General features: G+C 68.2%; 10 protein-coding genes. 1 reads left to right on the top strand and 9 read right to left on the bottom strand.

Going from position 1 to position 11,481, the window contains the following annotated elements; genetic code table 11:
- Window positions 1–124 precede the first annotated feature (124 nt).
- The 8 genes from QM019_RS11725 to QM019_RS11690 form a co-directional block, all read right to left on the bottom strand.
- Window positions 125–253: a hypothetical protein gene (locus tag QM019_RS11725; RefSeq protein ID WP_282853143.1), complete on the bottom strand. Its 129-nt coding sequence runs from the start codon at window positions 251–253 to the stop codon at window positions 125–127.
- A 333-nt stretch (window positions 254–586) separates the two neighbouring features.
- Window positions 587–1,195 (bottom strand): hypothetical protein, encoded by a 609-nt coding sequence (locus QM019_RS11720; protein WP_282853142.1) that lies wholly within the window; start codon window positions 1,193–1,195, stop codon window positions 587–589.
- A gap of 114 nt (window positions 1,196–1,309) precedes the next feature.
- Window positions 1,310–1,531 carry a hypothetical protein gene (locus QM019_RS11715; protein ID WP_282853141.1) on the bottom strand — a complete coding sequence of 74 codons (222 nt, stop codon included), beginning with the start codon at window positions 1,529–1,531 and terminating at the stop codon, window positions 1,310–1,312.
- A 112-nt stretch (window positions 1,532–1,643) separates the two neighbouring features.
- On the bottom strand, window positions 1,644–2,012 hold the full coding sequence (locus tag QM019_RS11710) for a hypothetical protein (protein ID WP_282853140.1): 369 nt from the start codon (window positions 2,010–2,012) through the stop codon (window positions 1,644–1,646).
- A 404-nt stretch (window positions 2,013–2,416) separates the two neighbouring features.
- Window positions 2,417–4,759 carry an NAD-dependent DNA ligase LigA gene (gene ligA / locus QM019_RS11705; protein WP_282853139.1) on the bottom strand — a complete coding sequence of 781 codons (2,343 nt, stop codon included), beginning with the start codon at window positions 4,757–4,759 and terminating at the stop codon, window positions 2,417–2,419.
- A 2-nt stretch (window positions 4,760–4,761) separates the two neighbouring features.
- Window positions 4,762–5,235, bottom strand: a complete 474-nt coding sequence (locus QM019_RS11700; RefSeq protein WP_282853138.1) for a hypothetical protein — start codon at window positions 5,233–5,235, stop codon at window positions 4,762–4,764.
- Entirely contained in the window at window positions 5,232–6,395 is a 1,164-nt protein-coding gene (gene mnmA, locus QM019_RS11695; RefSeq protein WP_282853137.1) for a tRNA 2-thiouridine(34) synthase MnmA, read from the bottom strand. Before mnmA ends, QM019_RS11700 begins: the two co-directional genes overlap by 4 nt.
- 34 nt (window positions 6,396–6,429) lie before the next feature.
- On the bottom strand, window positions 6,430–8,274 hold the full coding sequence (locus QM019_RS11690; protein WP_282853136.1) for an ABC transporter ATP-binding protein: 1,845 nt from the start codon (window positions 8,272–8,274) through the stop codon (window positions 6,430–6,432).
- A gap of 87 nt (window positions 8,275–8,361) precedes the next feature.
- Here QM019_RS11690 and QM019_RS11685 point away from each other — a divergent pair, with 87 nt between their 5' ends.
- The gene (locus QM019_RS11685; protein WP_282853135.1) at window positions 8,362–10,059 is read left to right on the top strand and encodes an amidase; all 1,698 of its coding nucleotides are present in this window, start codon (window positions 8,362–8,364) and stop codon (window positions 10,057–10,059) included.
- Here the strand turns inward: QM019_RS11685 and QM019_RS11680 are convergent.
- Window positions 10,056–11,360 (bottom strand): uracil-xanthine permease family protein, encoded by a 1,305-nt coding sequence (locus QM019_RS11680; RefSeq protein WP_282853133.1) that lies wholly within the window; start codon window positions 11,358–11,360, stop codon window positions 10,056–10,058. The genes QM019_RS11685 and QM019_RS11680 overlap by 4 nt on opposite strands.
- Window positions 11,361–11,481 lie beyond the last annotated feature (121 nt).

The raw sequence follows: 11,481 nt of genomic DNA, 5'->3' as shown, positions 1-11,481 counted from the left end.
AGTGCTCACCGGAGGCCTTGGCCTCATCGAGCATCCGCAGCGCGCGCTCGCGCATCTCGGGAGAGTACTTCTGGTTCATCGTGTTCCATCCTTGCTTCAAGAACGGAACGAAACCCAGGCCGATTCACTGCTGAATGCGCTTGCGAAGTTCCAAGCCAGGCTCCCACCACCAGAAGTCGTAGTAGGGGCCGCCTGCGGTGCCACGCGCCGACTTCTCGACGGTGTATCCGAATGCCTTGCTGTTGTAGACCATTTGTTTCTATTCCTAACGAAGAACGCCCCAGAGGTTCGGGAGCGTGGTGAGTCGGCCGCTGAGCTGCGGGCGACAGTCCTGGGTGCATCTCATAGACAGCCAAGTCAGGCGATCACACCATTGCGAACGACCGGGCCCGACGCAAACGCGCGAGTAGCCCATACCGTTGAGGACGCCTGGGGACGCCATCGGGCACGCCCTGACGACAGTCGGCCACAACAGACTTGAGATCACCGGAACTCGTCGGTGCAGGCGCCGCCCCTCTCGACGCCCCCGGCCCAAAGAATGGCCCGATCGGACCAAACGGGTGGAGGGGTGCGTTCAGGTGCGGAACTAGCGCTGGAGCATCCAGATCGCACCGACAACCTGAATCACGAACGATACGACAGTTGCCCACGGAACTAACTGACGCTTCCCGGCCTTGAACCGGAACCACCCCACCACGACGTCGATACCCACCGCGAGCCCCGGCGTCGCCCAATACATGTTCACGATCGGCCACCGACTCCAGCCCGTATTACACACCTCCTCCGGAGACGGATACAGCGGCTCCGCGCGAAAGGACTTCCATTCCAAACCCCAAGTCAGACCCATCAGGAACCAATAAAAGAACGCCGCGAGCAGGGCCACGGCCAACGACATCACCACGATCAAGACGACCTGACTTTTCACCTGCCGTTTCGGCTGCGGCCACGGCGACCGTGCAAACACCGACCACCGCAGCACCACAACTACACAGAGCAAGACCACATGGGTAGCGAGCTTCCAGATGAGCGCGGCACGTTCATCGGCGAGTAGCGGCTGACAAGTTCTCCAGATGATCGGCATATCTTCTAACGGTTGCGCCGTCGCGACAATCGAGGCCACGGTCACGACAAGCGCGCAGACCCAGCCGAGCGCGATCCAGCCTCTCGACGCCCAAGAAAGCTGCGGCTCCTCCACGACACCACCTCCGCGACAGACCTCGACCGCACGGTTGCGGACGCCATCGATCCTGGCAGCCGAACCGCACCTGCCATATCACCCGATAGGGCCATCCCAGCCGAAGTGGCGCCGTCAGCGACGAGTGGCGCGATCCTGACGGCGCCGGTTGTCGTTCACGGCGCCTCTTGCGGTGCGGGCGACTGCGTCAGTCGTCGGCATCGGCAGCCAGGCCGGCCGGCCGGCCGCGACAAAGTCGGTCTTCTTCGAGACCGAGTTGGGGGCTTTGCCGCCCGCAGCGATGATGCTCTCCTTCGTCCACTCGCGCGTGAAGCCCTTGAGTGTACCGGTCTCCACCAGGATGTTGCTCGCCCAGGAAAACCTCGCGGTCAACTCGCTTGCGAAGGCCACCAACCTGTTCTGGGGTGAGTTCCGCGATGGCCTCTCGCAGGGCAAGTCCGGCATGTAGTTATTCCGTCCTCGCAGTAGCGTCACCGTCGACCCAGCTGCACAAGATCGAAACCGCGCCCGGATCGTGGTTCCCGGTGTCAGTGAAGGTGACCTCCCAGCCACCCTCCGCGGGCTCCACCTGGGCATTGTCGACGCCGTAGTTCATATCGAACACCTCCGCGGGCGTAGTAGCACCACTCCCACCTGACCCCTCGAAGCCAAATAGGACGTCATCGATGGCGGCCTGGCGGCAGTCGTCAACAACAGCCTCCAGATCCGCGGAGGTGGTGGAGGGTGGGGCCGGAGTCTTCGTGCCTGCGGAGATCCCGGCACTCCCAGTCGCACAACCCGCGAGAAGGATGACGGAAAGGACGGCAAGAACGATCATTCGGCGCATGTGTGCATGCCAAGCAGGTTTCCGACAAGCCGTGAGAGAACCTGACGCAGTTGAGCTAGGACGACGGCTGCCCATGTCACGACCGGGCACGACAAGTTGTCCAACGTATCGTTGACTGGAAGCTTCGACAGAAGGCACCCCTAAATGGGCCCCATCAGCCACTTTCTCTAGAAGCTTGAAGCTCATCGAACGCTTGCGTGCGACCGCATCGGGCCGTCTCGCGCGAGTTTCGGACCCCGTCTGCGGCCACTCACAGATGGGCCGATCGGACCATACCAACGATAGAGTGACCAAGCGACCCTGGCGCGACGAAGTGCCGACAGGAGCGACGAGTGGCGCGATCCTGACGGCGCCGGTCGTCGCTCACAGCGCCACTTGCGGCGCAGGCGGCGGCGTCAGGCGTCGGCGTCGGCGTCGGTGTCGGTGTCGGTGTCGGTGTCGGCAGCAAGCCCTGCCACCGCATCCGGGCCGCCGTCGAGTAGCAGGCGGAAACCGTCGGCGTCGAGCACCGGGATGCCAAGCTCCTCCGCCTTCGAAAGCTTTGAGCCCGCGCCGGGGCCCGCCGCAACGAAGTCGGTCTTCTTCGAGACCGATCCCGCCGCCTTGCCTCCGGCTGCGATGATCGCCTCCTTCGCGCCCTCGCGCGTGAAGCCCTCGAGCGTGCCGGTCGCGACGATCGTCAGGCCGGTGAGCGGCCCCTCGACTTCCTCCCGAGCGCCCGGGCCCGGGTGACCGGGCGTCGCCCACTGCACGCCGGCGGCGGTCCAGCGGTCGACGATCTCGAGGTGCCAGTCGACCTGAAGCCACTCGGCGATGGACTCGGCAATGATCGGGCCCACGCCTTCCACTGCAGACAGCTCTTCGACCGAGGCCGCGCGAATCGCGTCGAGCGAGCCGAACCAATCCGCGAGCGCGCGCGCCGCAACCGGGCCCACATGACGAATGTTCAGCGACACGAGCAGCCGCCACAGCTCCTTCGTCTTCGCCTTCTCGAGCTCATCGAGCAGCTTCTGCGCCTGCGTCGATGCACCGTACACCGGCACATCCTTCTTGAACCCGGCCTTGCGGCGCTCGGCCGCAGTCATGCCCTCGGCCTCGGGCGCGTAGGTCTTCGACTTGACAACGCGGAAAGGTGTGCGCTGGCGCGAGGCGCCGTCCGCATCCACCTTCGGCTCGCCGGTATCGGCGTCGCGCACCGTCACGACGATCGGCACGAGCTCGTCGAGCGTGAGGTCAAACAGCGCAGCCTCGGTCACGAGCGGCGGCGTCTCGGGTTCATCGGGCTGGGTCAGCGCCGCGGCAGTCACCTCGCCGAGCACCTCGATGTCGAGGCCCGAGCGCGAGCCGATGTGCTCGACCCGGCCGCGCACCTGCGCGGGGCAGCTGCGCGCGTTCGGGCAGCGCAGGTCGACGTCGCCCTCCTTCATCGGCCGCAGTTCGGTGCCGCACTCGGGGCACGTCGCGGGCATCTCGAAGGGATGCGCATCCTCCGGCCGCTCGGCGAGCACCGGCCCGAGCACCTCGGGAATCACGTCGCCCGCCTTGCGCAGCACCACCGTGTCGCCGATCAGCACACCTTTAGCGCGCACCACATCCTGGTTGTGCAGCGTCGCGAAGGTGACGGTCGAGCCCGCAACGTGCACCGGCTCCATCACGGCGTACGGCGTGACGCGGCCCGTGCGGCCGACGCCGACGCGCACGTCGAGCAGCTTCGTGTGCACCTCTTCGGGCGGGTACTTGTAAGCGATCGCCCAGCGGGGCGCCCGGGCGGTCGCGCCGAGCTCGTCGTGCATCGCGAGGTTGTCGACCTTCACGACGACGCCGTCGAGCTCGTGCTCGATCGAGGCGCGGCGCTCGCCGTACTCCGCGACGTACTCGGCCACGGCATCCGCCGACTCGAGCACGCGCGTGTGCGGGCTCGTCGGCAGGCCCCAGCTCGCGAAGAGCTCGTAGTAGTCGGACTGGTTCTCGAGCCGCGGGGTCGCGTTCGCACCCTGCTCCCACGCCCCGATGCCGTGCACATACATGCTGAGGCGGCCAAGCCGCTTGCGCATGAGGTCGAGCTTCGTGCCGGTCTTACCCTCGCGCTTCTGCCGCAGCGAGCCGGATGCGGCGTTGCGGGGATTCGCGAACGGCGGCTCGCCCGCCTCGGCCTGTTCGGCGTTGAGCGCGCGGAAGTCGTCGACGCGGAAGAACACCTCGCCGCGCACCTCGACGAGCTCGGGGATGCCCTCGCCGGTGAGCTGCTGCGGGATCGCCGCGATGTCGGCGATGTTCTCGGTGACGTCCTCGCCCGTGCGGCCATCGCCGCGCGTCGCGGCGATGGCGAGCTTGCCCCGCTCGTACGTGAGCGAGATCGCGAGGCCGTCGATCTTGATCTCGGTGAGCCAGCGCACCTTGCCGCCGGCCGCCGCATCCGTGCGCTCGAGCCAGGCGCGCAGCTCTTCGACCGAGAAGACGTTGTCGAGCGAGAGCATTCGCTCGCGGTGCGTCACCTCGGCGAAGAGCGAGGAGGCGCCACCGCCGACGACCTGCGTCGGCGAGTCCTGCGACTGCAGCTCGGGGAACTGGGCCTCGAGCTCGCGCAGGCGCGCCATCGCGGCGTCGTACTCGGCGTCGGTGACGAGCTGCGTGTCGCCCTCGTAGTACGCGGCCGACCACTGGGTGAGCTGATCGGCGAGCCGATCGGCCTCCGCGCGAGCCTCGTCGAATTCCAGGGCGGGATCGCGGTCGGCCATAGCTAGCTCCTCTTGGCGCGGCGTTCGCGCACGACCGACTCGGCGGTGCGCAGGGAGGCTCCGAGGAGCCATTCGGTCTTGTCGTGCAGGCGCTTCTCGGCTCGCGCCGTGCTCGTCGTGTCGCGGTAGACGAGCACGACGCCGAGCACGAAGATGACGACGGCGACCGCGACGAAGATCCAGAACCAGGTGACGTCGGGCTGCATCAGAAAGATCGAGGCCATGAGCACACCGCCCGCAATAATGAGCCAGAGCAGCACGGCGAGAATCCAGTCCTTGACGCCGAATCGCCGCGCCGGCTGCGTGCAGCGCGCGGCGAGCTGGCTGGCCTCGTGGCGGAACTTCGCGTCAAAGTCGGCGCGCAGCTTCGTCTCGTCATCGATGTGCTTGTAGCCCCGCGCCCAGCGCTCGGCCTGTTCGCTGAGGCGATCGAGCGCCTGCCCATCCTTGAGCTGGGGTGCGGCTGCGCCGGTCAACTGGCCTCCTTGGCGAGGGATGCGGGCTCGAGGTCGAGCTGCGAGGTTGCGATGTCGATGGTGAACTGGCCGAGCACGCGGCTGCCGACGTAGATCACGGCGGACTGGCCGGTCGCGACGCCGACGAGCGGGGTGTCGACCCGCACCGAGATCTCGACGCCGGGCTCGGTCGCGTCGGGCCGCGTCGAGCGCGCGGCGCGACGGATGCGGCAGGTGCCGGGCTGCGGGTCGGCGTGCGCGCGAATCTGCACGTCGCAGCGAAACTCGGTGATGTCGGGGGCGGCGCCTGCCCAGCTGAAGCGCTGGCCGGCGATCTCGCCCACCGCGAGCGCCTCCTTCGGGCCGACCGTGACGGTGTTCGTCTGGGGGTCGGTGCCGAGCACGAAGCGGGGGCGGCCGTCGGCGGCCGGGCGCGAGAGGTTGAGGCCCTTGCGCTGGCCGACCGTGTACGAGCTCGCACCCTGGTGTTCACCGAGCACCTCGCCCGAGCGGTCGACGATCGCGCCTGGGCGCAGAGGGATGTGCTCGCCAAGCCACGAGCGCGTGTCGCCGTCGGGAATGAAGCAGATGTCGTAGCTGTCGGGCTTATTCGCCGTGACGAAGCCTCGCTCGCGCGCCTCCTCGCGAATGAGCTCCTTCGACGGCGTCGCGCCGAGCGGGAACCAGCAGTGCTCGAGCTGCTCGGCGGTGAGGACTCCGAGCACGTACGACTGGTCCTTCGCCTCCTCCGACGAGCGGTGCAGCTCTCGCTGGCCGTCCTCGCGGTCGACGACCTCGGCATAGTGGCCGGTGACGACCGCGTCGAAGCCGAGATCGAGCGCCTTGTCGAGCAGCGCCGCGAACTTGATCTTCTCGTTGCAGCGCAGGCACGGGTTCGGGGTGCGGCCCTGGGCGTACTCGGCAATGAAGTCGTCGACCACGTCGAGCTTGAAGCGCTCCGAGAAGTCCCACACATAGAAGGGGATACCGAGGGCGTCCGACACGCGCCGCGCATCCATCGCGTCTTCGATCGTGCAACAGCCGCGCGAGCCCTGTCGCAGGGTGCCGCCCGCGCGCGAAAGCGCGAGGTGCACGCCAACCACCTCGTGGCCGGCGTCGACCGCGCGGGCCGCCGCGACCGACGAGTCGACGCCGCCGCTCATTGCTGCAAGAACCTTCATAACCCGTCTAGTTTACGAGGGTCGCTTGGATGCGCTACTCTCCCGACTCGGCGTACAGGGTCGCGTAGGCTCCGCCGACCGCGAGCAGCTCGTCGTGCGTGCCGCGCTCGACGATCTCGCCGTGGCTCACCACGTGAATGACGTCGGCCTCGCGGATCGTCGAGAGCCGGTGCGCAATGGCCACCACGGTGCGGCCCCGGCTCGCCTCATCAATCGCCGCCTGCACGTGCCGCTCGCTCACCGCATCCAGGGCGCTCGTCGCCTCGTCGAGCACGAGCACCGCCGGGTCTTTCAGCAGCACGCGGGCGATCGCGACGCGCTGCTTCTCGCCGCCCGAGAGGCGGTAGCCGCGCTCCCCCACGATCGTCTCGTAGGCGTCGGGGAACGTCATGATCTGCTCGTGGATGCTCGCCTTGCGGCACGCGGCCTCGAGCTCCTCAAGCGACGCGTCGGGTTTCGCGAGCCGGAGGTTCTCGGCGATGCTCGCGTGCACGAGGTACGACTCCTGGCTCACCATGCCGACGTTCGCGACGATGTCGGCGCGGCGCAGCTGCTTCACGTCGGTGCCCGCGAACGCGACCACCCCATCCGTCGCGTCGTAGAGCCGCGCCGAGAGGTAGGCGATGGTCGACTTGCCGGCGCCGGATGCGCCGACGAACGCCACGAACTCGCCCGACTTCGCCGAGAACGAGACGCCGCTCAGCGTCGCCGGCTCGTCGTCGCGCTGGTCGGGGTAACGGAAGACGACGTCGCGGAACTCGATGTCGCCGACGCGCTCGGGCCGCAGGGGCTGCGGCCGCTCGGGCTCGACGATGGCCGGCTTCAGGTTGAGATATTCGAAGATGCGCGCGAACAGGGCCTTCGAGGTCTGCACGTCGAGGCCGGTGCGCATGAGGCCGAGCAGCGGGCGGCGCAGCTGCGTGTTCACACTCGTGAAGGCGACGATCGTACCCGCCGTGAGCGTCGCGCCGCCGGTGATGAGGTAGCCGCTGACGACGTAAATGATGACAGGGATGAGCGCCATGACGACGCTGACGAAGGCGAAGAAGCGCTGGCCGGCCATGGCCTGCTGAATCTGCAGGCCCACCTGGTGCTCGTTCGCGGCGCGGTAGTCGGCGGTCGCGGCGTCTTCGCGGCCGAGCGTCTTCGTGAGCAGCACGCCCGACACCGAGAGCTGTTCCTGCGTCATCGCCGTCATATTCGCGAGCGACTGCTGCGTCTTCGTTGCGATGCGCGCGCGGCGCTGGCCGACGCGGCGCTGCAGCAGGAGCAGCGGCGGCAGGATGATGAGCGAGAGCACCGCGAGCTGCCAGCTCAGCACGAACATCGCGACGATCGAGGCGATGGTCGTGACGATGTTGCCGACGATCGAGGTGAAGGTGTTCTGCAGCACGTTCGCGACGCCGCCGACGTCGTTCTGCAGGCGCGACTGCACCTCGCCCGTCTTCGTGCGGGCGAAGAACGCGAGCTCCATCGACTGGAGCTTCTCGAACAGGCGCATGCGCAGATCGGCCGTGACCGAGTTGCCGACCTTCGCGGTGAGCCAGGTCTGCCACACCGAGATGCCGGCGCTCACGATGAGCACGGCGACCATCGCGCCGACGATCCACCAGAGGGCGACGAGGTCGGGGCCGCCACCCGCGACGGGGAACAGGCCGCGGTCGAACGCCTGCTGCGTGAGCAGCGCGGGCGCGACGCCGAGGGCCGCGGTGATGAGCACGAGGATGAGCGCGACGGCGAGCGGCGCGCGGTACGGCACGAAGAGGGTGCCGATGCGGCGCCAGAGGTGCGGCACCTCGGGCGAGGAGCTGTTCTGCTCGCGCATCACCGACTCGTCAGGAATGTTCCGACCGGTGCCTCGCCCGTGCATCATTGTCATGCGACCAGCGTAGGTGGGCCGGGCCTACACTTCGGGTACTAAATCGATTAAGCTGGCGCCGTTGCAGCCGGACACAAGGAGGTCGCCGTGACCCAACGCCCAGTCGACGTCGTCGAAGCGAGCATCGCTGAACTTCGCGAGGCCCTCGAAACGGGCCAGGCCACCGCGGTCGAGCTCGTCGAGACCTATCTGGCCCGCATCGACGCCTACGACGGCGCGCTCAACGCGATCGTCGTGCGCAACCCCGACGCGCTCGCCGAGGCCCGCGCATCCGACGAGCGCCGCGTCCGCAGCGAGACCCTCGGGCCGCTCGACGGCATCCCGTACACCGCGAAGGACAGCTACATGGCGCGCGGCCTCACCGTCGCCGCCGGCTCCCCCGCGTTCAAAGACCTCGTCGCGCAGCGCGACGCGTTCACGATCGAGCGGCTGCGCGCCGGCGGCGCCGTGCTGCTCGGGTTGACGAACATGCCACCGATGGCGAACGGCGGGATGCAGCGGGGCGTCTACGGCCGCGCCGAAAGCCCGTACCAGCGCGAGTGGCTCACCTCGGCATTCGGCTCGGGGTCGTCGAACGGCTCGGGCACGGCGACCGCCGCGTCGTTCGCCGCGTTCGGCCTTGCCGAGGAGTCGTGGTCGTCGGGCCGTGCGCCCGCCTCGAACAACGCGCTCTGCGCCTACACGCCCTCGCGCGGCGTCATCTCGATGCGCGGCAACTGGCCGCTCGTGCCGACGATGGATGTGGCGGTGCCGCACGCCCGCAGCATGGCCGACCTGCTCGAGGTGCTCGACGCCGTCGTCGCCGACGACGCCGAGGCGCGCGGCGACTTCTGGCGCGTGCAGCCCTGGGTGACGATCCCCGCCGCCTCCGAGGTACGGCCGGCGTCGTACCCGGCGCTCGCCGAATCGGCATCGCTGCAGGGTAAGCGCTTCGGCGTGCCGCGCATGTACATCAACGCCGACGAGGCGGCCGGTACCGGCGAACAGCCCCGCTTCGGCGGGCCGACCGGCACGCGCATCGATACCCGCGAGTCGATCATGGAGCTCTGGCGTGCCGCCCGTGCCGACCTCGAGGCGGCCGGCGCCGAGGTCGTCGAGGTCGACTTCCCCGCCGTGAGCAACTACGAGGGCGACCGCCCCGGCACCCCGACCATCGGCACCCGCGGCCTGCTGCCCGAGGGCTACCTCGACCACGAGATTCTCGAGCTGTCGCTCTGGTCGTGGCACGACTTTCTCGACGCGAACGGCGACCCGCGACTCAACCGCCTCGCCGACGTCGACGAGGAGCTCATCTTCCCTCAGCCGGCCGGCGCGCTGCCCGACCAGTATGGCTCGCTCGACTTCGACATCCGCCGCTACGTCTGGTTCGCGCGCGAGCACGGCATCCCGGCGCTCGAGGACATTCCGACCATCGGCGAGGGGCTCATGGGCCTCGAGGCGACGCGCCGCATCGACCTCGAGAACTGGTTGCAGGCGCTCGGCCTCGACGCCGTGGTCTTCCCCGCCGTCGCCGACATCGGGCCGGCCGACATGGATGTGAACCCGGCCTCGGCCGAGCTCGGCTGGCGCAATGGCGTGTGGGTTGCGAACGGCAACCTCGTGCCGCGCCACCTCGGCATCCCGACCGTCACCGTACCGATGGGCACGATGGCCGACATCGGGATGCCCGTGGGGCTCACCTTCGCAGGTCGCGCCTACGACGACTCGGCGCTGCTCGGCTATGGCGCGGCGTTCGAGGCGATCCGGCCGCGCCGCACCGAGCCCGGCGGCACCCCGCGGCTCTAGCCGCCCGCCGCATCCTGCACCGGCACCGACGACGTCGTGGTTTCGCGCGGGTCGGTGCCGGTGACGCGGCCGATCTGGTTCATCAGGTGGTAGATGATGAGCGCCGCAAGCGTGCCGAGGGCGATGCCGTTGAAGATGACGCCGCCGAAGTCCCAGGTGACGTTCGCGATGCCGACGACGAGCGCGACGCCCGCGGTCATCTGGTTCTTCGGCTTCGCGAAGTCGACCTTCGAGTCGACCCACATGCGAATGCCGACGATGCCGATGAGGCCGTAGAGCACGAACGTGACGCCGCCGAGCACGCCGGGCGGAATAGAGAAGATGACCTCGCCGACCTTCGGGCTCATCGCGAGCAGGATCGCGGCGATGCCGGCGACCCAGTAGGCGGCGGTCGAGTAGACACGGGTCGCGCTCATGACGCCGATGTTCTCGCCGTAGGTGGTCGTCGGCGAGCCGCCGAATGTCGCCGACAGCGCGGTCGCGACGCCGTCGGAGGCGAGGGTGCGGCCGACCATGTGGTCGAGCTTGCGGCCGGTCATCTGGCCGACCGAGGTGACGTGGCCGACGTTTTCGGCGATGAGCACGAGGATCACCGGCAGGAACATCGGCAGCACCGCGAGGTTGAACTCGGGGGTGTGGAACTCGGGCAGGCCGATCCAGGCCGCATCGGCGACGCGGTCGAAGTTCACTTCGCCGCGGAAGATCGCGAACACGTAGCCGACGATGACGCCAAGGAGAACCGAGACGCGGCCGAGGATGCCGCGAAACAGCGCGGTGCAGAGCACCACCGCGAACAGGGTCGCGACCGCGGTCGGGGCCGACTGCTCGAAGTTGTCGTAGGCGGTCGGCGCGAGGTTGAAGCCGATGAGCGCGACGATCGAGCCCATGACCACCGGCGGCATGAGCACGGTGATCCAGCGGGTGCCGACGACCTGCACGAGCAGGCCGATGAGTGCGAGGGCAACGCCGGTGACGAGCACACCGCCGAGGGCGACGGCCATGTTGTTCGAGGCGGTCGCGGCCATGATCGGCGAGATGAACGCGAAGCTCGAGCCGAGGTAGCTCGGCACCTTGTTCTGCGTGATGAGCAGGAACAGCAGCGTGCCGATGCCCGAGAACAGCAGCGTCGTCGAGGGCGGGAAGCCGGTGAGCAACGGCACGAGGAACGTCGCGCCAAACATCGCGATGACGTGCTGCGCGCCGATGCCGATCGTGACTGGCCACGCGAGCCGCTCATCCGGCGCCACCACCTCGCCCGGCTTTACCGTGCGGCCATTTCCGTGCAGCTTCCAACTAAACATGCGCTCCCCATCCTCAAACCAGACCCGCCAATTCTCCCCCACCCGGCCCCTTCGCGTCGCCGTTCCACTGCGGTTGAGTGGTCGTTTTTTGTAGTTTCCAGTGCCTGGAAACTACAAAAAA

It is taken from the genome of Gulosibacter sediminis (genome assembly GCF_030011715.1).
Classification (GTDB): domain Bacteria; phylum Actinomycetota; class Actinomycetes; order Actinomycetales; family Microbacteriaceae; genus Gulosibacter; species Gulosibacter sediminis.
This window is presented reverse-complemented; position numbering and strand designations above follow the sequence as displayed.